The sequence below is a fragment of the Actinomadura kijaniata NBRC 14229 genome (genome assembly GCF_001552175.1).
Classification (GTDB): Bacteria; Actinomycetota; Actinomycetes; order Streptosporangiales; family Streptosporangiaceae; genus Spirillospora; species Spirillospora kijaniata.
Genome location: NZ_BCQR01000091.1, coordinates 26,007 through 47,925, shown reverse-complemented (window position 1 = coordinate 47,925; position 21,919 = coordinate 26,007). Strand labels below are relative to the sequence as shown.

At 73.3% G+C, this 21,919-nt stretch carries 19 protein-coding genes; 4 read left to right on the top strand and 15 right to left on the bottom strand.

The features are described 5' to 3' along the window. From AKI01S_RS27010 to AKI01S_RS26970, 9 genes are all read right to left on the bottom strand, one after another. Positions 1-185 (bottom strand): hypothetical protein (locus AKI01S_RS27010; RefSeq protein WP_157420169.1); only part of this gene is annotated, 185 nt, incomplete at its 3' end. 95 nt (positions 186-280) lie between these two features. Then, positions 281-1,555, bottom strand: a complete 1,275-nt coding sequence (locus AKI01S_RS27005) for a thymidine phosphorylase (protein ID WP_067823965.1) — start codon at positions 1,553-1,555, stop codon at positions 281-283. A gap of 34 nt (positions 1,556-1,589) precedes the next feature. Next, on the bottom strand, positions 1,590-2,006 hold the full coding sequence (locus AKI01S_RS27000; RefSeq protein ID WP_067823963.1) for a cytidine deaminase: 417 nt from the start codon (positions 2,004-2,006) through the stop codon (positions 1,590-1,592). Between the two features lie 23 nt (positions 2,007-2,029). Then, positions 2,030-3,337 (bottom strand): ABC transporter permease, encoded by a 1,308-nt coding sequence (locus AKI01S_RS26995; protein WP_067823960.1) that lies wholly within the window; start codon positions 3,335-3,337, stop codon positions 2,030-2,032. Further along, entirely contained in the window at positions 3,334-4,452 is a 1,119-nt protein-coding gene (locus AKI01S_RS26990) for an ABC transporter permease (RefSeq protein ID WP_067823957.1), read from the bottom strand. Before AKI01S_RS26990 ends, AKI01S_RS26995 begins: the two co-directional genes overlap by 4 nt. Next, complete coding sequence (locus tag AKI01S_RS26985; RefSeq protein ID WP_067823954.1) at positions 4,449-6,020, bottom strand: ABC transporter ATP-binding protein; 1,572 nt, start codon at positions 6,018-6,020, stop codon at positions 4,449-4,451. The genes AKI01S_RS26990 and AKI01S_RS26985 overlap by 4 nt, the downstream gene beginning before the upstream one ends. A 134-nt stretch (positions 6,021-6,154) precedes the next feature. Next, positions 6,155-7,201 (bottom strand): BMP family lipoprotein, encoded by a 1,047-nt coding sequence (locus AKI01S_RS26980; RefSeq protein ID WP_245681796.1) that lies wholly within the window; start codon positions 7,199-7,201, stop codon positions 6,155-6,157. A gap of 311 nt (positions 7,202-7,512) precedes the next feature. Further along, on the bottom strand, positions 7,513-8,988 hold the full coding sequence (locus AKI01S_RS26975) for a M20 family metallopeptidase (RefSeq protein ID WP_439951683.1): 1,476 nt from the start codon (positions 8,986-8,988) through the stop codon (positions 7,513-7,515). Continuing rightward, the gene (locus tag AKI01S_RS26970) at positions 8,975-10,153 is read right to left on the bottom strand and encodes a glutamate--cysteine ligase (protein WP_067823947.1); all 1,179 of its coding nucleotides are present in this window, start codon (positions 10,151-10,153) and stop codon (positions 8,975-8,977) included. The genes AKI01S_RS26975 and AKI01S_RS26970 overlap by 14 nt, the downstream gene beginning before the upstream one ends. A 422-nt stretch (positions 10,154-10,575) precedes the next feature. Between AKI01S_RS26970 and AKI01S_RS26965 the strand changes: the two genes are divergently transcribed. Both AKI01S_RS26965 and AKI01S_RS26960 read left to right on the top strand, forming a co-directional pair. Beyond that, positions 10,576-11,796: a D-alanyl-D-alanine carboxypeptidase family protein gene (locus AKI01S_RS26965; protein ID WP_067823944.1), complete on the top strand. Its 1,221-nt coding sequence runs from the start codon at positions 10,576-10,578 to the stop codon at positions 11,794-11,796. Between the two features lie 159 nt (positions 11,797-11,955). Beyond that, on the top strand, positions 11,956-12,393 hold the full coding sequence (locus tag AKI01S_RS26960) for a nuclear transport factor 2 family protein (RefSeq protein ID WP_067823942.1): 438 nt from the start codon (positions 11,956-11,958) through the stop codon (positions 12,391-12,393). On the opposite strand, the gene AKI01S_RS26955 is transcribed toward AKI01S_RS26960, so the two are convergent. From AKI01S_RS26955 to AKI01S_RS26940, 4 genes are read right to left on the bottom strand one after another with little or no spacing between them, the layout of a single operon-like run. Next, positions 12,390-13,382 (bottom strand): YihY/virulence factor BrkB family protein, encoded by a 993-nt coding sequence (locus tag AKI01S_RS26955; protein WP_067823939.1) that lies wholly within the window; start codon positions 13,380-13,382, stop codon positions 12,390-12,392. The two genes, AKI01S_RS26960 and AKI01S_RS26955, sit on opposite strands and share 4 nt — an antisense overlap. Positions 13,383-13,431: 49 nt before the next feature. After that, positions 13,432-14,052, bottom strand: a complete 621-nt coding sequence (locus AKI01S_RS26950) for a 2'-5' RNA ligase family protein (RefSeq protein ID WP_245681795.1) — start codon at positions 14,050-14,052, stop codon at positions 13,432-13,434. Beyond that, entirely contained in the window at positions 14,042-15,109 is a 1,068-nt protein-coding gene (gene trpS / locus AKI01S_RS26945; protein ID WP_067823936.1) for a tryptophan--tRNA ligase, read from the bottom strand. Before trpS ends, AKI01S_RS26950 begins: the two co-directional genes overlap by 11 nt. 18 nt (positions 15,110-15,127) lie before the next feature. After that, positions 15,128-16,099, bottom strand: a complete 972-nt coding sequence (locus AKI01S_RS26940) for a hemolysin family protein (RefSeq protein ID WP_067823933.1) — start codon at positions 16,097-16,099, stop codon at positions 15,128-15,130. 78 nt (positions 16,100-16,177) lie between these two features. On the opposite strand from AKI01S_RS26940, the gene galE reads away from it, so the two are divergent. After that, on the top strand, positions 16,178-17,140 hold the full coding sequence (gene galE / locus AKI01S_RS26935; protein ID WP_067823931.1) for a UDP-glucose 4-epimerase GalE: 963 nt from the start codon (positions 16,178-16,180) through the stop codon (positions 17,138-17,140). After that, positions 17,137-18,258 carry a galactokinase gene (gene galK / locus AKI01S_RS26930; protein WP_067823928.1) on the top strand — a complete coding sequence of 374 codons (1,122 nt, stop codon included), beginning with the start codon at positions 17,137-17,139 and terminating at the stop codon, positions 18,256-18,258. Before galE ends, galK begins: the two co-directional genes overlap by 4 nt. On the opposite strand, the gene AKI01S_RS26925 is transcribed toward galK, so the two are convergent. Next, positions 18,255-19,055 (bottom strand): DUF11 domain-containing protein, encoded by an 801-nt coding sequence (locus AKI01S_RS26925; protein WP_067823925.1) that lies wholly within the window; start codon positions 19,053-19,055, stop codon positions 18,255-18,257. The two genes, galK and AKI01S_RS26925, sit on opposite strands and share 4 nt — an antisense overlap. A 137-nt stretch (positions 19,056-19,192) precedes the next feature. Continuing rightward, positions 19,193-21,907, bottom strand: a complete 2,715-nt coding sequence (locus AKI01S_RS52535; RefSeq protein ID WP_174567419.1) for a tetratricopeptide repeat protein — start codon at positions 21,905-21,907, stop codon at positions 19,193-19,195. Between the last annotated feature and the right edge of the window lie 12 nt (positions 21,908-21,919).

Below are 21,919 nucleotides of genomic sequence, written 5' to 3'. Positions count from 1 at the left end.
GCGACCAGCAGGTCCCGCAGCGCCGCGTCACGGCGGGCGACGCGGACGAGGGACGCGGCGGCGCCGTCCCAGACCTCGCGGGGCGCGGCGGCCAGTGCCCCGGTGCGCAGGAGGCGTTCGGCCCGCTCGTCCCCGGCGTCGGCGCGCTCGCGGGACACGGGCGGCGGTTCCGGGTGGGAGGTCATGGGGCTCCGTCGTGCTGATCGGCTCGGGGGTCGAGTGATCAGACGGTGCCGGGGCCGCTTCCGTTTCCGCGGATCCGGAAGCGGGCCCCGGGATCTCAGGCGATGCGGTCGATCAGCAGCGGCAGCAGGTCCGGCTCGCCGCCCTCGCGGATCTCGTAGGCCCCCTCCAGGGCCGCCAGCGCGCGGTCGAAGCGGGCCGCGTCGTCGGCGTACAGGGTGAGGAGCGGCTGGCCCGCGCGGACCGTGTCGCCGGGCCGGGCGTGGCAGATGACGCCCGCGCCGGCCGACACCGGGTCCTCCTTGCGGGCCCGTCCCGCGCCGAGCCGCCACGCCGCCACGCCCACACCGTAGGCGTCCAGCCGGGTCAGCACGCCCGAGGCCGGGGCGAGGACCTCGTGGACCTCGCGGGCGACCGGCAGCGGGGCGTCCGGGTCGCCGCCCTGCGCGGAGATCATGCGGCGCCACACGTCCATGGCCGAGCCGTCGCGGAGGGCGTCGGCGGGGTCCCGGCCGTCCACCCCGGCGGCGGCCAGCATCTCGCGGGCCAGCAGGACCGTCAGCTCGACGACGTCCTCGGGGCCGCCGCCCGCCAGGACCTCGACGGACTCGGCGACCTCGACCGCGTTCCCGACGGCCCGGCCCAGCGGGCGGTCCATCGCGGTCAGCAGCGCCACGGTCTTCACGCCGTGGTCGGTGCCGATGCCGACCATCGTCTCGGCCAGCTCGCGGGCGTCGGCCACGTTCTTCATGAACGCGCCCGAGCCCACCTTCACGTCCAGGACCAGCGCCCCGGTCCCCTCGGCGATCTTCTTGGACATGATCGAGGAGGCGATCAGCGGGATCGACTCGACGGTGCCGGTCACGTCGCGCAGCGCGTACAGCTTGCGGTCGGCGGGGGCCAGGCCGGTGCCCGCCGCGCAGATCACCGCGCCGGTCGAGGCGATGACGTCGAGCATCTCCGCGTTGGACAGCGACGCCCGCCAGCCCGGGATCGACTCCAGCTTGTCCAGGGTGCCCCCGGTGTGGCCGAGGCCCCGGCCCGACAGCTGCGGAACGGCCGCCCCGCACGCCGCCACCAGCGGGGCCAGCGGCAGGGTGATCTTGTCGCCGACGCCCCCGGTGGAGTGCTTGTCGGCGGTCGGGCGGTCCAGCGACGACCAGTCCATCCGCTCCCCGGAGGCGATCATCGCCTCGGTCCAGCGGGCGACCTCGTCGCGGGTCATGCCGTTCAGCAGGACCGCCATCGCCAGCGACGACATCTGCTCCTCGGCGATGTCGCCGCGCGTGTAGGCGGCGATGGTCCAGTCGATCTGCTCGGGCGTCAGGGCGTGCCCGTCGCGCTTGGCGCGGATGACGTCAATGGCGTCCACGTGCGCGCTTCCTCTCGTTGCGGGGTGACCGGGCTCAGGCCCGGTTGATCAGGTCGTCGGGGCCGAACGCGTCCGGCAGCACCTCCGACATCGGGCGGACGCCGCCGGCGGTCTCCAGCAGCAGGTCCGGGCCGCCGTGCTCCCACAGCAGCTGGCGGCAGCGGCCGCAGGGCATCAGCGGGGCGCCGTGGCGGTCCACGACCGCGATGGCCACCAGCTTCGGGCGGGGCCCGTCCGGCCTGCGGTCGGGTCCGTACAGCGCGGTGACGACGCTGCACTCGGCGCACAGGCCGAGGCCGTAGGAGGCGTTCTCCACGTTGCAGCCGGTCACCACGCGGCCGTCGTCCACCAGCGCCGCCGCGCCCACCGGGAAGTCCGAGTAGGGCGCGTAGGCCCGAAGCATGGCGGCCCGCGCCGCTTCGCGCAGCGCGGGCCAGTCGATGTCACTCATGCACTAATGATCGGACATGCCGATCAGTGCCCCTCACCCCGGCGGTAGCGAACGCCGTCGGCGGCGGGCATGCGGAGCCGCTGGGACGCCAGCGACAGCACCAGCAGCGTGGTGATGTGCGGGCTGTAGGTCACCAGCTCCTTGGGGATCTCGTCGGTGGTGAGGTACCACACCAGCAGCAGCGCGCCGACGATCACCGACGCGAGCACCTGGTACAGGCGCCTGCGCGGGCTGGCGGCGGCCTCGGCCGGGGTGGTCGGGCGGCGGCCCTGCCACAGCAGCCAGGCGGCGTAGGCGAACAGGCCGATCGCCAGCACCAGCAGCAGCGCGTGGATCGCGCCGCCCGCGCCGCGCTGCTGGAGCGCGTCGGTGTAGCCGAACAGGCCCGTTCCGGCGGCCAGGCCGCCCGGCCGCCAGTTACCGAAGATCATCGCGGCGAGGCCGATGTAGCCGCGCCCGCCGGTCTGGCCCTCCTGGTACTGCGAGGAGGCCACCATCGCCAGGAACACGCCGCCGAAGCCCGCCAGCGCGCCGGAGACCAGCACCGCGACGTACTTCATGGACATGACCTTGACGCCCAGCGACTCGGCGGCGTACGGGTTCTCGCCGACCGACCGGATGCGCAGGCCGAACGCCGTGCGCCACAGCACGAAGTAGGTGCCCACCAGCAGCGCGACCGCCAGCAGCGTCAGCGCCGACAGGTCGGTGGTGAAGCCGCGCACCAGCCCGGCCAGGTCCGACACCAGGAACCAGTGCCTGCCCTCCAGATCCTGCAACGGCTCCTTGACGCCGGGGATCCCCAGCACCGGGAACTCCGGCAGGCGCGGCGACTGGTTGGCGCTGACGCCCTTGCCCTCGAAGAAGATCGTGGACAGGTAGCGCGCGACGCCCGGCGCGAGGATGTTCAGCGCCACGCCCGACACGATGTGGTCCACGCCGAACGTCACGGTCGCCAGGGCGTGCAGCAGGCCGCCCAGCGCGCCCATCAGCACGCCGGTGACCAGGCCCACCCAGGGGTTGCCGGTGGTGAACGCGCCGTACGCGCCGCCCCACGTCCCGAAGATCATCATGCCTTCGAGGCCGATGTTGACGACGCCGGCGCGCTCGGACCACAGGCCGCCCAACGCCGCCATGCCGATCGGCACGCCCAGCGCCAGCGCGGCCCCGAAGGTGCCGCCGGAGGTGATCGCGTCCTCGCCGGTCAGCACCCGCAGCAGCACCAGCATGAGGAACACGCCGCCGAGCACGGCCAGCAGCCGCAGGCCGCGCCGCCGTCCGGGACCCGCCTTGGCCGGGGCCCCGGCGGGCTGCGCTTCGGTCACCGCGGTCATGAGGCCACCTCCGCCTTCTTGGTCGCACCCGCCGCCAGTTCGGCCGCCACCGCCTGCTGCTGCCAGCGCATGCCGAGGCGGTGCACGATCTCGTAGACCACCACGACCGACAGCAGCACCGCCGCCTGCGTGATCGCCACGATCTCCTTGGGGATGTCGTTGAAGTCGAGGATCTGGGACGACTCGTCCAGGAACGCCCACAGCAGCGCCGCGAACGTGATGCCGACCGGGTGGTTGCGGCCCAGCAGCGCGATGCCGATGCCGAGGAAGCCGAGGCCGGTCGGGAACTGGAGGCTGTAGCTGTGCGCGGTGCCCAGCAGCTCCGGCATGCCGATCAGGCCGGCGGTCGCGCCGGAGATCAGCATGGTGGTGACGACCATCCGCCTGGCGTTGACGCCGCTGGCGACCGCCGCGCTGGCCGACAGGCCGGTGGCGCGCAGGTCGAAGCCGAACCGGGTGCGGTTGATCACGACGTGGAACGCGATGCCGACGATCACCGCCAGCACGATCAGGCCGTACACCTCCGCGCCCTCGCGGGCCCCCGGGAACGGGATGCCGGGGATCCAGCCGGACTCGGCGATCGGGTGGGTGCCGATGCTGTCGCTGCCCTCGGGCTGGTAGCCCAGCCGGTCGGTCTGGATCAGGTAGGCGATGATGCCGGTGGCGATGAAGTTCAGCATGATCGAGGAGATGACCTCGCTCACGCCGCGGGTCACCTTCAGCACGCCGACGATGCCCGCCCACGCCGCGCCGACCGCCATCGCGGCCAGCAGGATGACGATCTGGTGCAGGCCCGGCGGCAGGGCGAACGCGCCGCCCAGCGCCGCCGCCAGCATCGCCGCCATGCGGTACTGGCCGTCCACGCCGATGTTGAACAGGTTCATCCGGAACCCGATCGCCACCGCGATGGCCGCCAGGAAGTACATCGTGCCCTTGTTGATGATGTTGACCAGGCTGTCGGGCTGGGTGCCGTAGTCGACCATCGCCTGGAACGTCGAGGGCGGGTTGAAGCCGCTGATCGACAGCACGATCGAGGTGATCACGATCGAGAAGACCAGAGCCGCCAGGGCCGCCAGCAACGTCAGTGCCAGCGGTGAGGTCTTCAGCCTGTTCACCGGCCCTCCTCCCGGTCGCGGTCCGCGGCGCCCTGGGCGCCGGTCATCGCCGAGCCCAGTTCCTCGGGCGTGACGGTCGCCGGATCGGCCTCGCCGACGATCCGGCCGCGCAGGATCACCCGCAACGTGTCGGACATGCCGATCAGCTCGTCCAGGTCGGCGGAGATCAGCAGTACCGCCAGGCCCTCGGCGCGGGCGTCGCGCAGGTGGTCCCAGATCGCGGCCTGCGCGCCGACGTCCACGCCCCGGGTCGGGTGCGCGGCGATCAGGAACTTCGGCTCGCCCGACATCTCCCGGCCGACGATCAGCTTCTGCTGGTTGCCGCCCGACAGCGCGGCGGCCGACACGTCGATGCCCGGGGTCCGCACGTCGTAGTCGCGGACGATGCGCTCGGTGTCCCGGCGGGCCCCGGCGCGGTCGATCCACGGGCCCTTGACGTTGGGCTTGCGGGTCTGGTGGCCGAGGACGCGGTTCTCCCACAGCGAGGACTCCAGCAGCAGGCCGTGCCGGTGCCGGTCCTCGGGGATGAAGCCGACGCCCCGCTCGCGGCGGCGGCGCGTCTCCCAGCCGGTGATGTCGGCACCGTCCAGGGCGACGGTCCCGGAGTCGGGGGCCCGCATGCCCATGATCGCCTCGACGAGCTCGGCCTGGCCGTTGCCCTCCACGCCCGCGATGCCGAGGATCTCCCCGGCGTGGATGGTGAGGGTGACGTCGTCGACGACCGGACGGCCGGTGGCGTCACGCACCGTCAGGTTCCGGATCTCCAGGACGGCGCGGTCGGTGACGGTGGACTCGCGCAGCTCCGGCACGGGCAGCTCGCTGCCGACCATCAGCTGGGCCAGCTCGCGGGCGTTGACCGCGGCCGGGTCGATGCCGTCCTGCACGGTGGTGCCGCGCCGGATCACGGTGATCGTGTCGGAGATCGACAGCACCTCGTCCAGCTTGTGCGAGATGAACAGGACCGTCAGGCCCTCGCGCTTGAGCTCGCGCAGGTTGCCGAACAGCTCCTCGACCTCCTGCGGCACGAGCACGGCGGTCGGCTCGTCCAGGATGATGATCTTCGCGCCGCGGTAGAGGACCTTCAGGATCTCCACCCGCTGGCGGTCGCCGACGCCCAGGTCCTCGACCAGCCGGTCGGGGTCCAGCCGCATCCCGAACTTCCGCGCCAGCTCGACGATCTTCTTGCGGGCGCGGCCGCCGATGCCGTACAGCTTCTCGGCGCCGAGGACGACGTTCTCCAGGACCGTCAGGTTGTCGGCCAGCATGAAGTGCTGGTGGACCATGCCGACGCCGCGCGCGATCGCGTCGGACGGCGAGTTCAGCGTGACCTGCTCGCCGTTGATCCTGATCGTGCCCTCGTCCGGCTTGTGCATGCCGTAGAGGGTCTTCATCAGGGTCGACTTGCCGGCCCCGTTCTCCCCCACGATGGCGTGCACCGTGCCGGCGCGGACGGTGAGGTCGATGTCGCGGTTGGCGACGACCCCGGGGAACCGCTTGGTGATCCCGCGCAGCTCGAAGGCGGGCGCGGCCTGTTCGGCTCGCTCTGTCGCCCGCGTTGTGGTGGACATCCCCTGCTCTCCTCGGCAGTGGCCGGACAGTGATCGACGTCGATCGGAAAACCGTACGACCGGCCCGGCGGGGCCCCTCGCTGAGACGGGGGCGTCCCGCCGGGCCGGTCGCGGTCAGTGCCGGATCGCCGCCCTTACTTGCTGGGGACGGTGATCTTGCCGTCGATGATCTGCTGCTTGAACTCGTCCAGCTTGGCCTTCAGCGGGTCGATCTCGGCCGCGTTGGAGGTCGAGTAGCCCACCCCGTCGTCCTTCAGGTCGAAGGTCTCCGGGCCGCCCTTGACGGTGCCGTCGGAGGTCTGCTTGACGAAGTTGAACACCGCGGTGTCCACCCGCTTGATCATCGAGGTGATGATCAGCGGCTTGGCGGCGGCGTCGGCCGTCAGGTACTGGTCGGAGTCCACGCCGATCGCGTACTTCTTCTTGGCGGCGGCGGCCTGGAACAGGCCCACGCCCGACAGGCCGGCGGCGTGGTAGACCACGTCGGCGCCCTTGTCGTACTGGCCCTCGGCGATCGTCTTGCCCTTGGCCGGGTCCGCGAAGCCGGAGAAGTCGGTGCCGCGCGAGATGTAGTTGATCTCGATCTTGGCGTCCGGCTTGACCTTCTTGACGCCCGCGACGTAGCCCGCCTCGAACTTCTTGATCAGCGGGGTGTCCACGCCGCCGATGAAGCCCACGTGGCCCGTCTTGGACTTCAGGGCCGCCGCCGCGCCGACCAGGAACGAGCCCTGCTCCTCGGCGAACACCAGGTTGGTGACGTTGTCGGCCTTGATCGAGGCGTCGTCGACGATCGCGAACTTGACGTTCGGGTAGTTCTTGGCGACCTTGCCGAGCGCGCCCGCGTAGGCGTAGCCGACGGCGACGACCGGGTTGTAGCCCGACTTGGCCAGCAGCTCCAGGCGCTGGACCTTGTCGCCCTCCGGCTCGTCCTTCTTGGCCTCAAGGTCCTTGATGTCGACGTTGAGGTCGTTCTTGGCCTTCTCCAGGCCGGCGTAGGCGGCGTCGTTGAACGACTTGTCGCCGCGCCCGCCGATGTCGTAGGCCAGACCGACCTTGACGGTCTTCTTGCCTCCGCCGGAGCCGCTTCCGCTCTCGACCTTCTTGCCGCCGCACGCCGACGCGCCGAACGCCAGCATGGCGCTCGTCAGCGTGACAGCCGAAATCTTGAATGCACGGCGCACGTGGCCGCTCCTTCCGTTCCCCGCCCAGGGCACAACGGTGGCCGCAACGCGACCACCAAATCGATGGGACGCTACCTCGCCTAATGGGTGGAAAATCCCATCCGGCCCGTTTCGCAACAGGTCCGTTACCAAGGCGTAGGCATATCGCCACTGGTCAGCGTACGGATCAGTGGCGTTCCGGGAGCGGTCGGGGTCCAGAAAAACAGATCCGGCCAGTCGTAGCAAGTGTCAGCTGATGGACATCGCCTCCATCGCGGACACGCGCCACGACCGGCCGGTTCGCGCTCCGGGCCGCCGCCCGCCGGGTCCCGTCAGGCCAGCTTCGACCCCTCCACGGGGTCCTCGGCGTTGGGGCGGTTGCCGTCCCACAGGGCCGTCAGCGCCGTCGCCACCAGGACGCGGACGCCGACCGCGATGCAGGACTCGTCCACGTCGAAGTCGCCCCGGTGCAGGTCGTACTCCTCGGCCGACCCGGGCCGGCGGACGCCGAGGCGGGCCAGCGCGCCGGGAACCGACTCCAGGTACCAGCCGAAGTCCTCGCCGCCGAGGCTCTGCGGCGTCGGGACCGCCCCCTCCTCGCCCAGCACCAGCGCCGCCGCGTCGCGGAACATCTGGACGCTGGTGGCCTCGTTGACGGTCGGCGGGACGCCGCGCCGGTACTCCAGCGACGCGTCCACGTCGTAGGCGGCGGCCACCGAGTCCAGCAGCGCCCGGACCATCTCGGGCGCGCGGTGCCACGCCTCGTCGTCCAGGCAGCGCACGGTGCCCTCGGCGATGCCGTCGTCGGGGATCGCGTTGGCGACCGACCCGGCCGACACCCGGCCCCACACCAGCGACAGGCTGGAGCGCGGGTCCACGCGCCGCGACAGCGCCGCCGGGAGCTCGGTGACGATCTTGGCGAGGGCGTAGACCAGGTCGGCGGTCAGGTGCGGCCGGGCGGTGTGCCCGCCGGGCCCGGCGACCCGGACGTACACCTTGTCGCACGCCGCCGTGATGGCGCCGGTGCGCAGGCCCAGCTGGCCGACCTCGATGCGCGGGTCGCAGTGCAGCGCGAACGCCCGGTCCACGCCCACGATCCCGCCGCCGGCGATCACGTCCAGCGCGCCGCCCGGGGTCTCCTCGGCGGGCTGGAACAGCAGCCGCACCCGGCCCGGCAGCAGCCCCGCCGCCGCCTGCTGCGCCAGGAACAGGCCCGCGCCCAGCACCATCGCGGTGTGCACGTCGTGGCCGCAGGCGTGCGCCACGCCCGGCACGGTCGACCGGTAGGGCACGCCCTCCTTCTCGTCCTGGAGCGGAAGGGCGTCGATGTCGGCGCGCAGCGCGACGGTGTAGCCGTCCTCCGGGCCGATGTCGCAGAACAGGCCGGTACCGCGCGGGAGCACCTTCGGCTCCAGCCCGGCGGCCTTGAGCACCGCCACGATCTGGTCGGTCGTGCGGTACTCGGCGTACCCGAGTTCCGGGTGCATGTGCAGGTCCCGGCGGAACTCGATCAGCTCCTGCTCGCGTTCGGACAGGAACGCGTCCAGTTGCGGCTGCAACGCGGCTCCCCCGTCCGCCGCCGGCCGGTCGGCCACGGGCCCCTCCTGAGGGGCGTCGCCTGGTTCAAGGCCGGGCATCACCCCGGGTCCGGACTGTGTCATGTGCGCCCCCTGCGCGAGGGCGGAGCCCCACGGGCCCCGCCCGACGGTCTGCTGTTCGGCGGCCTGCTGATCGGCCTTGCGCTCGTTCCCGCGCTTGTCGGCGGCCGATCCCCCGGCAGGCTCCACGGGCTCCTCATCCGCCGCCATGCGCGCCCTCCCCGACGTCGACGAACCTGTCCTCCGCGAGTTCGGTGACCGCCGCGTCGACCACGTCCTCCAGGGTGCCGCCCTCGGCGCGGATCGCGCGCTGACGCTCGTACGGCGCCCCCCGGTCGAGGACCTCGCCGGCCACCTTGAGCTCCTCGGAGCAGCCGAGCCGGTCGGCCACGGGTTCCAGTTCGCGGACCAGTTCGTACAAACCGTCACGGAGGGGTGCGGTGTTCCCGGTGTCGTCGGTGATGACGACGGCGTCGAGGCCGTACCGCGTGGCGCGCCACTTGTTGTCGCGCACCACCCAGGCCGCGGGTCTCGGCAGCGTGTACCCCCGGTCGATCTGCTGTTCGAACAGGGTCACCAGGCTCTGGCACAGCGCGGCCGCCATGCCCACTTCACGCATGGTGGGGATGCCGTCGAACATCCGGATCTCGATGGTGCCGAAGTCCGGGTGCGGGCGGATGTCCCACCACACCTCCTTGATGCTCCGGATGGTGCCGGCCCGCAGCAAGGTGTCCATGTACTCCTCGAACGCCGGCCAGTCGTCCAGCAGGTGCGGCGGCCCGGCCGTGGGCAGCTGGCCGAACACCACCGCGCGGCTGGAGGCCAGCCCGGTGTCGGCGCCGCTCCAGAACGGGCTGGAGGCGGTCAGCGCGAGGAAGTGGGGGAGGTAGGCCGACAGCGCGTTGACGATCGGGATCGCCTTGGCGGCGTCGGTGACGCCGACGTGGACGTGCACGCCGAACGTCTGGATGCGGCGGGCGAGCCACTGCATCTGCTCGATCAGGTCGGCGTAGCGCTGGATCGGGGCGGTGACCGCGTCCCGCCAGTCGCTGAACGGGTGGGTGCCGGTGCAGGCCAGGGCGATGCCGCGGGGCTCGCCGGCGGCGCGCAGGGCGGCCAGCGTCCCGGCCAGGTCGCGCTTGGCCTCCGCCACGGTGTGGCAGACGTCGGTCACGATCTCGACCGTCGACTCCATCAGCTCGTGGCGGACCTTGGCCAGCCCGGCGGAGCCGACGCCGCTCTCGCTGAGCGACGGCAGGTCCGCCAGCACCTCGCCGGCGTCCTGCCGCAGGTGCCGGGTGTCGGCGTCGATGAGCTGGATCTCCCACTCGATGCCCAGCGTCGCCCCGCGCGATGGGTTGAAGTCAATGGCCACGGCCAACCTCCGTCCACAATCCTTGCAGGTCGCTGCGTGGCACGTGGCGCAATTCGGCCAGCGGGTCCCTATGCCTGGACAAATGCCGGTCAGGTCGCTCGACTCCATGATGACGTCCAGTGCCCGTCGCTCTGGGCACTTCCATGCCCTTTGGGGATCATTTGACTCGTCGGGACGGGCGGTGATCACGCACCGTCACTCTTTCCAGCCATCGATCTTGGTCCGGACACCCCTCGAACGGACTAGTCCGTCCGCTCGCGCCTCGACCGTTCCAACGTACGCCGCGGCGTCCGGTTCGGGAACCGCGCACGATTCCTCCGCCGGAACGCCGTCCGCACCTTAGGTCGTACAGATCACCGGCGTCGGGGAGTCCGCCCCGGGGTACCTCTTCTCCGGGTACGTCGCCTAACCTTCGGGGAATCATGAGGTCTCTTCACCGCGCCAGCGTCGCGCTCTCGATCCCGCTCGTCTCGGCGTGCCTCGTCGCGACCCCGAGCGCCGTCGCGGCGGGCGCGACCGCCGCACCGGGCGCGGTGTCCGCCGTCCCCCCGCGGGAGCCGGTCGGCGGTCCGCAGCTGGGCGGAAGGGGCGTCATCGTCAACGCCGGGCCCGGGGTGCCCGCCGCACCGAAGATCAAGGCGGCGTCCTGGCTGATCGCCGACGGCGACACCGGGGAGGTGCTGGCCGCCCGCGACCCGCACGGGCACTACCTGCCCGCCAGCACCCTCAAGACGCTGACGACCGTCGCGCTGATCCCCAAGCTGGACCCGAACCGGATGGTGCGGCCCAGCCAGGCGGCGTGCGACGTCGAGGGCACCAAGGTCGGCATGACGCCGAAGCTGACCTACAAGGTGTCCGACCTGTTCTACGCGTTGATGATGATGTCGGCCAACGACGCCGCCGTGACGCTCGCCGAGGCCAACGGCGGCATGAGGAAGACCCTGGCCGACATGAACGCCGAGGCCCGCCGCCTCAACGCCCACGACACCGTCGCCGGGTCCCCCAACGGCCTGGACGTCGACCTCGGCCTGAACGTGAAGACCCAGCACACCTCGGCCTACGACCTGGCGCTGATCCTGCGGGAGGGGCTGAGGAACCCGCAGTTCCGCGGCTACGTCCAGAAGATCGATCACTGGTTCCCGGCGCCGCCCTCCAAGAAGGAGAAGAAGAAGGGCAAGAAGACCGGGGGCTACCCGATCCACACCCACAACCGGATGCTGGAGGGCCAGGCGCACGCCTACCGCGGCATGCTCGGCGGGAAGAACGGCTTCACGCTCGCGGCCCAGCAGACCTATGTCGCGGCGGCCCGGCGCGGCGACAAAACGATCATCATCTCGCTGATGAAGGCCGACCGGCCGCCGTCGCCCTACGCCGCCAAGCTGCTGGACTGGGGGTTCGCCGCCGTCGGGAAGGCCAAGCCGGTCGGCACCCTCGTCCCGCCCGGCGACCTCAAGCCCGCGGCCAAGCCCGACCAGGACGGAAACCCGCTGCTGCCCAGGGCGATCGCCGGCGACGAGGAGAGGCGCGACTGGGTGACGATCGGCGTCGTGGTCGGCGGGGTCGGGATCCTGGCCGGAGTGCTGGCCCTGGTCATGCGCCGCCGCCGCGAGGGCGACGACGCCGAGCCGTCCGGCGGGGAGTAGGGCGCGGGCCGGTAGGGCGCGGGCCGAGGCGGGCGGGCGCGGGTAAGGCCGCCCTCCCCTGGCCCGGCGGCCCGGCCGCGGCCTACCCTCGGCAGTGGCGACCGGTCACCGCGCGCCGCCGCTGGACGGCGGACCGGCACGCCACAGGAGGAAAGCGTCGTGTCATCTGCCCCCGCGCATGAGCCTTCCCACGACCGCACCGCCCCCGAACACCCCCACGCGGCCCTGCTCCGCGACGGCTACACCGCCTTCGCCAAGGGCGACATGGAGCTGATCCGCTCGCTGCTGGCCGAGCGGGTCGTCCACCGCGTCCCCGGCCGGGGCCCCCTGTGCGGCGACTACACCACGCCCGAGGAGGTCCTCGGCTTCTACGTGAAGCTGTTCGAGCTGTCCGGCGGCACGTTCCGCAGCGAGCCCTACGCGGTGATGGCCGGTGACGACTACGGCGTCGCGCTCGTCCACACCTACGCCGAACGCCGCGGCCGGACGCTGACGGGCCGCGCGGTCGACGTCTTCCGCTTCGAGGACGGCCGCGTCACCGAGATCCGCACGATCGCCGAGGACCAGTACGGCGACGACGCGTTCTGGTCCGGCTAGACCTTCTCGCGTCTGCCCACCGGACGCGCGCTGACGCTGAGGACGTCCCCGGGGGTGAGCGTCCGGTGCCCGTTGTCGGCGCTCAGCACCACGCTGCGCGTCGCGGTCCAGGCGGCGACGTAGAACAGGTACCGCGACACCAGGTTGATCCACACCATCAGCCCGACCAGGACCGCGAACGAGGCGTACAGCGGGTTGTCCACGGTGCGGCCCAGCAGGAACGAGGCGACCTGCTTGAGCGCCTCGAACCCGACCGCGCCCAGCAGCGCGCCCTTGTAGATGCGCCGCCAGGGCGCGCGGGTGCCGGTCAGCCGGGAGAACAGCACCAGGAAGATCCAGGTGTTGAAGAACACCGCCACGCCCAGCGACAGCAGCCGCAGCGCCGTCCCGGCCCCGCTCACGTCGTCCATCCCGAACCAGCCCAGCACCGTGTGGGCGGTGCTGCCCGCGACGGCGGTGGCGGCCGACCCGAGGATCAGCATGACCCCCAGGAACACCAGCACGGCCGCGTCCAGCAGCCGCATCACCAGGAAGTTGGCGCCCTCGGGGCGGGGGTCGTTGCCCCAGATGTCGCGCAGCGACTCCCGCAGCACCTGCACCCAGCCGAGCCCGGTCAGCAGCAGGCCGACGGTGCCGATCAGCCCGGCGGCGGTCTTGGACCGGACGACCTCGCTGATCTGGAGGCGGTCCGACAGCCCCGGCAGCATGTCGTTGATCGCCGTGACCAGGTACTCGCGCGCCAGGTCGCTGACCCCGACCAGATAGCCGAGCAGCGCGTACGCCAGCGCCAGCAGGGGGAAGAACGACAGGAACCCGTAGGAGGTCAGCGCCGCCGCCAGCCGGTCCCCGCGCCGGTCCCGGTACCGCTCGTAGGCGCGGGCGAGGTGGTCGAACCACCGCCACCGCGCCCGTGCCCGGCGCAGCCGGGTCCGGACCGCCGCGTCGGCGGACTCGAACCTCCGCTGGACGGCAGTGATCACCTGGGGCATGTACGGACGGTACCCGCCTGATCGCCGCTGATGTCAGCCTCTTCGCGGGTCAGCGGCCTCGCGGCGGGCGGAAGGCGAAGTCGTTGACCGGCCGCCACACCCCGTCGGCGCCGTGCTCGTACAGGGCGAAGCCGTCGGCCCGGAAGTCGGCCCGGTAGTCGGCCAGCTCCTTGAACGCGCGGTCCAGGGCCTCGTCGGGCAGGTGGTGGGCGACCGTGACGTGCGGGTGGTAGGGGAACGACAGCTCGCGTTCCAGGGGGCCCGACACGACGCGGGAGTGGAGGCGTTCGCAGCCGCCGATGCCCTCGGCCAGCGCGACGAACACCACCGGCGACACCGGGCGGAACGTGGCGGTGCCGCGCAGCCGGATCCGGAACGGCTCCTGGCCTCGGGCGGCCTCCGCCAGGTGGTCGACGACGGCGTCCAGCGCGGCCTCGGGGATCTCGGTGGGCGGCAGCAGGGTGATGTGGGTGGGGATGGCGTCGGCGAGGGGGTCGCCGAACGAGGCGCGCATCCGCTGCAACCAGGGGCCGTACGGGTCGGGGATGGGGATGGCCACCCCGATGGTGCGGACGCCGGGGGAACGCCCGCCCGCGCCGGGCGCGTCCTGCGCGGACACGGCCCGGACGGCGGTCGGCGTCCCCCCGTTCACCGCGCCGTCAGCGGCCACGTCCCACGAATCCCACCTGGTCGCGCACCAGCTCCATGGTCCGGGCGGCGACCGCCCCGGCGCGCTCGGCGCCGTGCCGCAGCAGCCGGTCGAGCTGCTCCTCGTCGCCGAGCAGCTTCTCGGTGCGCTCCCTGATCGGGGTGAAGGTGTCCAGGACGAGCTGGGCCAGGTCCTTCTTGAACCGGCCGTAGCCCTGGCCCTCGTACCGCTTCTCCAGGTCGGCGACCGGGACGCCCTCCAGGGCGGAGAAGATCCGCAGCAGGTTGGTGACGCCCGCCTTGTTCTCCTCGTCGTAGCGCACCTCGGTGCCGGTGTCGGTGACCGCGCGCATGATCTTCTTGCGCATCGGGCCAGGCTCCTCCAGCACGTCGATGATGCCCTGCGGGGAGGAGGCCGACTTGCTCATCTTGGCGGTCGGCTCCTGGAGATCGGTGATCTTCGCGGCGCCCTGCGGGATGTAGGCCTCGGGCAGCACGAACGTGTCGCCGAACCGGTGGTTGAACCGCTGGGCCAGGTCGCGGGTCAGCTCCAGGTGCTGGCGCTGGTCCTCGCCGACCGGGACGCGGAACAGCGGGGCGTCCTCGCCGGTCTCGGGCGTGTACAGCAGGATGTCGGCGGCCTGGAGGATCGGGTAGGTGAACAGGCCCACGCTGGCGGCGGCCGCGCCCTGCTTGGCGGACTTGTCCTTGAACTGGGTCATCCGGCTGGCCTCGCCGAACCCGGTGAGGCACGACAGCACCCAGGCCAGCTCGGCGTGCTCGGGCACGTGGCTCTGCACGAACAGGGTGGACCGCTCGGGGTCCACGCCCATCGCCAGCAGCTGCGCCGCGGAGATCTTGGTGCGGCGGCGCAGCGCCGCCGGGTCGTGCTCCACGGTGATCGCGTGCAGGTCCACGACGCAGTAGAACGCCTCGTGCGAGTCCTGCAGGGCGACCCACTGCCGGAGCGCGCCCAGGTAGTTCCCGAGGTGGAAGGAGTCGGCGGTCGGCTGGATGCCCGACAGGACGCGCGGGTTCGCGCTGCCGGTGACGTTGGCGGTTTCGGTCGCTTGGGACATCTGCACGTACCGATTCTCTCAGGCCCCGTCCGGGGCGGCGTCGCCTGCGGGGGGCCCGGCGGGTCCTCCCTCGGTTGGGACGCCCCCTCGGATGGGGGTGTTCGGACTGGCCTCGGGCGGCGTGACGCGCACGCGGGCGACCCGCCGGCCGTCCATCCGGGCCACGACCAGCCGCCACCCCGCGACCCATACCCGGTCGCCCTCGGCGGGCACCCGGCCGAGAACGGCCATGATGTGCCCGGCGACGGTCTCGTACGGCCCGGCGGGCAGCCGGATCCCCGTCTCGGCGGCGAAGTCGTCCAGGTTGAGCAGCCCGTCGACCTCGACCACCCCGCCGTGCAGGCGCCTCGCCTGCGCGTCCTGCACATCATATTCATCGCGGATGTCACCGATCAGTTCCTCCACCAGGTCCTCCAGGGTGACGATCCCGGCGGTCCCGCCGTACTCGTCCAGGACCACCGCCAGGTGGACGCCCTCGCGCCGCATCTCCGACAGCACCGGCAGCACGCGCTGGGAGGCGGGCAGGAACTTCACCGGCCGGACCAGGTCCCCCACCGGTCCGCCGCGCCGGTCGCCGGGCACCAGCAGGTCCCGGATGTGCACGAAGCCGATCACGTCGTCGTGGGAGTCCCGGTAGACCGGGAACCGCGAGTGCGGGCTGGCGGCCACCGTCCGCGCCGCCTCCTCCAGCGGCAGCGCCGCGTCCAGGAACTCCACCTCGGTCCGCGGCACCAGCACCTCCCGCAGCGGCCGCTCCCCCGCCGCGAACACCTCCCCGATCAGCGCCCGCTCCTCGTCGGCGATCTGGGTGTTCTCCGCGACCAGCGCCCGCACCCGCTCGGCGGTGATCTCCTCCCGGACCGCCCCGGGGTCCCCGCCCGCCAGCCGCACCACCAGGTCCGTGGACCGGGTCAGCAGCCACACCAGCGGGCGCGCCAGGCGTCCGGGGGGCCGCGCCGGTCCGGGCGCCGGATCACGCGTCGGGTCCATGCTCCTGCCCCTTCCCCGGTTGGCGTTGCGGATAGCCTGTACGGCGTTCCACGGTCCGTTCCGACTTGGAGGAAGTTCGTGAAGCTGCTCGTCACCGGAGGAGCCGGGTACATCGGCAGCGTCGTCACGGCGCAGTTGCTGGAGGCCGGCCACGAGGTCGTCGTGCTGGACGACCTGTCCACCGGGCACGCGGACGCCGTCCCGGCCGGGGCGCGACTGGTGGAGGGCAGCCTGCGGGAGGCGGCGTTCGGCACGCTGGACGGGGCCGGGTTCGACGCGGTGCTGCACTTCGCGGCCAAGTCGCTGGTCGGCGAGTCGGTCGAGAAGCCGGGCCTGTACTGGGACAAGAACCTCGGCGAGACCCTGGCGCTGCTGGACGCGATGCGCCGCGCCGCCGTCCACCGGATCGTCTTCTCGTCCACGGCCGCGACCTACGGGGAGCCGGAGTCCACGCCCATCCCCGAGACGGCCCCGACCCGCCCGACCAATCCCTACGGGGCGTCCAAGCTGGCCATCGACGCCACGCTGAGCGAGTTCGCGCGCCTGTACGGCATCGGCGGCGTGTCGCTGCGGTACTTCAACGTCGCCGGCTCCCTGATCAACGAGCGCGGCGCGCGGGGCGAGCGGCACACGGTGGAGACCCACCTGATCCCCAACGTCCTGAAGGTCGCGCTCGGCGAGCGCGAGGCGGTGCACCTCTTCGGCGAGGACTACCCGACCGCCGACGGCACCTGCGTCCGCGACTACGTCCACGTGGTGGACCTCGGCAACGCGCACCTGCTGGCGCTGGACGCGTGCGAGCCGGGCGTCCACAAGATCTACAACCTGGGCAGCGGCTCGGGCTACTCGGTCCGCGAGGTCGTGGAGGTGTGCCGCGAGGTCACCGGCCACCCGATCCCGGCGCAGGTGAGCCCGCGCCGCCCCGGCGACCCGGCGGTCCTGATCGCCTCCTCCGACCGCATCCAGGCCGACCTGGGCTGGAAGGCCGAGCGCGACCTGCGCACGATGGTCGCCGACGCCTGGGCCTTCCTCCAGCGGTGAACGTCCAGGAGCGGTTCGCCGAGGTCTTCGGGCGGGCTCCGGAGGGCGTGTGGCGCGCTCCCGGGCGGATCAACCTGATCGGGGAGCACACCGACTACAACGACGGGTTCGTGCTGCCGTTCGCGCTGCCCATGGGCGTGTCCGTCGCGGCGGCGCGGCGCGACGACGGGGTGCTGGAGGTCCGCTCGCTCCAGGCGGGCGGGGAGACCGTGCGCGTCCCCGTGACCGGCGGGCCCGTGTCCGGGTGGGCGACCTACCCGGTCGGCATGGCGCGGGTGCTGCGCGAGCACGGGGTCGGCGGCGCGTCGCTGCTGGTCGACTCCGACCTGCCGCAGGGCGCGGGGCTGTCGTCGTCGGCGGCGCTGCTGTGCGCGACCGGGCTGTCGCTGTGCGACCTGTACGGCGTGGAGATCGAACGGCCCGAGCTGGCGCGGCTGGCGCAGCGGGCCGAGCGGGACTTCGCGGGGGTGCCGTCGGGGCTGATGGACCCGTCGGCGTCGCTGCTGGCCACGGCCGGGCACGCGCTGATGCTGGACTGCCGCAGCGGGCTGTCGTCGCGGGTGCCGTTCGCGCCCGAGGAGGCCGGGCTGACGCTGCTGGCGATCGACACCCGGGCCGGGCACACGCTGGCCGACGGCGGGTACGCGCGGCGGCGCGCCGAGTGCGAGGAGGCCGCCGGGCTGCTGGGCGTGGCGGCGCTGCGGGACGTCAAGGACCTGGCCGGGGCGCTGGGATCGCTGCGGGACCCGGTGCTGCGGCGGCGCGTGCAGCACGTGGTGACCGAGAACCACCGCGTGGAGGCGGCCGTGGGGCTGCTGCGCGCGGGCGCGGCCGCCGAGCTGGGCGCGCTGCTGACGGCCTCGCACCTGTCGCTGCGGGACCAGTTCGAGGTGTCGTGGCCGCAGGCCGACGCGGTGGTCGACGCGGCGACGCGCGCGGGCGCGCGGGGCGGCCGGATGGTCGGCGGCGGCTTCGGCGGCTCGGTGATCGTGCTGACGGCCGCCGACCGGGCCGAGCGGACCCGCGCGGCGGTCGAGGAGGCGTTCGCGGCGCGGGGCTGGGCGGCCCCGGCGTTCCTGGCGGCGACGCCGTCGCAGGGCGCGCACCGCCTGGCCTAACGGGCGCGGGAGGTGTTGTCCCGCGGGGCGGTCTCGCCCAGCGAGGACGACACCGCCGCCGCGTAGTGCGGGGTCCGGCCCGCCGCCACCCGGTCGGCGAACGCCCGGACCGTCCGCTGCGCGCCCGCCGCGAGGGGGCCGAGCTCGCAGGTCAGGTACTGCGCGTTCCGGTCGCGGCGGGTCTGGACGCAGTGGTCGGCGGGCTCGGTGAGCAGGCTCGCGCCGTGCGCGCCGAGCCGCAGCACGACCGCGTCGGCGGGGCGCGGGCCCCGGTTGGTGACCACCGCGACGACCGGGACGCGGGACCCGCGGGCGGCGCGCGGCCCCCGCAGCCGGACCCGCAGGTCGGTGCCCGGTTCGACGGGCGTGACCAGCGTGGCGGTGTCGTTGGCGGCGTCGGGGTCGGACGTGCCGGAGCGGACCGCGGCGGTCGTGCGCAGCGTCCCGGTGGCGGTCGGCGCCACGACCCCCTGGATGCGGACGAGCCGCGCGGTCCCGGCCGGCAGGGCGGGCGGGCGGCACTCCAGGACGCGCCGCCGCTCCCGGCAGTGGTCGGCGTCGATCCCCACCACGGACAGGCCGTCGGGAAGGTGGACGGTCACGACGGGCTCGGCGACCGCGGGACCGAAGTTGGTGATGGTGACGGTGTGGTCGACCAGGCCGCCGGGCCGGGCGCGGGGCGCGGAGGCCGTCACCGTGACGCCCAGGTCGGCTTCCGGCTCGGCGGCCACCGCCGACCCGGCGACGGTCAGGACAGCGGTGGCGGCGGAACCGCAGGCGAGCAGAGCCCGGCGCATGGTGACATCAACCCCGACGTGCGACGGCGGCCCGACATGCCGCCTCGAAACCCGTGTGCGGATCGCAGTCTATTGACTACGCGACGCGATCATGGGCCGCCGACACGCCCGGCCGCGTGGGCGGCCGGGCGCGCGGATCAGTCCCCGCCCTCCAGGGAGGAGGCCAGGTCGTCGCGGAGGCGGGCCGCGGTCTCGGCCGGGCCGGTCTCGTCCAGCCGGGTGAAGCCCTCGACGGCGGACGCGGCCAGGCGGTGCGCCGCCGGCACGTCGCCCCGCTCGGCGGTGATCCGGGCCTGGTCGTAGTCGACCAGCGCCGTCTCCCACACGATCGCGCCCTCCTCTTCCGGCGGCAGGTCCGCCAGGGCGGCGCGGGCGCGTTCCATGGTCTCGGCGGCCTTGTCGGGCTCGCGGGACCACAGGTGGCACATCGCGGCGCGGCGGAACGCCTGCACGACGCCGAACGGCAGCTCCCCGGCGGCGCACGCGCGGGCGCACGCCTCGAACGCCTCGGCGGCCTGCGCGTCCTTGTCCAGCCCGGTCAGCAGCTCACCGGCGCTGTCGAGGAACTGCGCGGCCGAGACGTGGTCGCCCGCCTCGGCGCACTCGCGCGCCAGCGCGGCGTACAGGTCGGCCGCCTCGGGCTCGTTCAGGCCGCGCTGGGCGTGGGCGAGGATGACGCGGCAGCGGCGCTCGTTGTCGCGGTCGCGTTCCTCCTCGGGCGTCCGGGCGAACTCCGCCAGCGCCTCCTCGGCGGTCTCGGCGGCCTCCAGGTGCCGTTCGGTGACCAGGTGACAGGCGGCCAGGTCCACGCGCGGGTCCAGCGCGTACCCGGGCTCCCCGGCGGCGGTGAACCCGGCGACGGCCTCGACCAGGTCGGCGACGGCGTCGGCGGCGCGGCCGAGGTTCAGCAGCAGCGCGCCGCGCTCGGCGTGCGCCCCGAAGCGCGGCAGGGACCGGGCGGGCGCGGCCGCCACGGCCTCGTCCAGCGCCGCCAGGGCCTCCTCCTTCGCGGCCCCCTGGTCCTCGGCGTGCCGGGCCAGATGGCCGAGCACGCGGCTGAGCAGCAGCGCCGTCTGGGCGCGTTCGGCGTCCCCGCCCGCCTCCCGGTGGGCGTCCAGGGCGCGCCGCAGCGCCCCGACGGCCTCGTCCACGCGGCCGAGCTCCAGCAGGGCGCGGCCCCGCAGGTCCTCGATCTCGCCGGTCTCCTCCGGCCCGTCCGGCGCGGCGCGGTCGAGGACCGGCAGCGCGAGGGCGGCGTTCCCCATGTGCAGGTGGGCGGTGGCGAGACGGCCGTACACGCCGGTGACCGTGCCGCCCTCGGGCGGGTGGGCGTCGAAGTACTCGACGGCGGCCCGCAGGTCGGGCAGGCCGCCCTCCAGGTCGCCGAGGGCGCACCGCATCGCGCCCACGCGGCTGCGCACGCGGTGGCGGCGCTCCTCCTCGCCGAGGTCGGCCAGCAGCCGTGCGGCTTCCTCCCAGGCCGCCAGGGCGGTCCCGGCGTCCTCCTCGGCGGCGGCGACGGCCCCGCGGCCGTCCAGGTGGCGGGCCCGCTGCAACGGCGTCGGGTCGGCGGCCACCTCGTCGAACCGCCGCCACGCCTCCGCCGCGCCCGCCATGTCGCGGGCGAACCGGCGCTCCTCGGCGATCTCCAGCAGCGCGTCCGGGTCGGTCACGCCGCTGAGGTCGACCGGCTCCGGCTCCGGGCGCGGGGCCGGCTCGGCGGCCAGCACGGTCCGCCGCCGCTGGTCGGCGGGGGTGAGCGGCAGGTGCTCCACGACCGGCTCGGCGTCCAGGATCGCGCGGACGCGGTCGCCCTGGCGGGAGGTGCCGTTGCGGGCGTCGAACCGGGCGGCCAGGGCCTCGGCCCGCGCGGTCAGCGCGGCCTGCAGCTCCTTGGCCGGAACGTCGGCCGCCGGGCGGTCGGCGGAGGCCGGGCGCCGCACCGTCAGGTCCGCGTGGCCGGTCTCGGCCAGACGGCGCAGCAGCAGCGCGCCCGCCGCCGCGAAGTTCATCGCCGCGTACGGGTGCGGGGCGCGGTCCAGCCAGCCCAGGTGCCGCTGGAGGATCTCCAGGCCGCGCGCCTCGTTCCCGGTGGTCGCGCAGAACTCCACGTGGTCGGCGATCTGCCCCAGGTCGGCCAGGTTCGGCCGCAGCAGCCGGTAGGCGCGGCGGTGCGCGTCCCGGGCCTCCTCCAGCCGCCCGGTCGCCAGGTACACCGGCAGCATCGAGGTCAGGATGCCCTGCGGCTGCTCCCGGCAGGACAGCTCGGCGTTCAGCACCGGCGCGGCGATCTCGAACGCGTCGGCGTGCCGCCCCAGGCTCACCAGGTGCCACACCATCCCCGACGGGTCGCAGCCCGCGCAGTCCGACAGCTCGTCGCGCGGCGCGGCCCGCCACTTCAGGTACCACTCGTCGGCCGCCGCCAGGTCGCCCAGGTGCAACGCCACGTCGTTGCGGTAGTGGTACACCGCCTGGAGGCTGTGGCCGCCCGCCAGGTAACGGCGCTCCATGTCGTCCAGCACCGCGTGGGTGCGGTCCAGCGGGATCTCCGGGAACAGCGTCAGCGAGTGCACCGTGGCCTTCATCTGCCACAGCAGCGCGTGCGCCTCGTCGAACCGCGCCGGGTCCCGGTCGAAGTCGGACAGCGTCCGCGAGAACGTCGCGAACGCCTTCACCGGCTCCCCGCCGTACCGGTAGGCGTCGGTCAGCCGCACCCGCACCCGGAACGCCAGGACCTCGTCCCCGGTCGCCTCCGCGCGCCGCAACGCGTCCTCCACCATGACCGTACGAGCCTCCCCGTAGGGCAGCTCACCGGCCTGGCGCATCAAAGCAAAGACATCATCAGTACTCATTGCCTCGCCTCC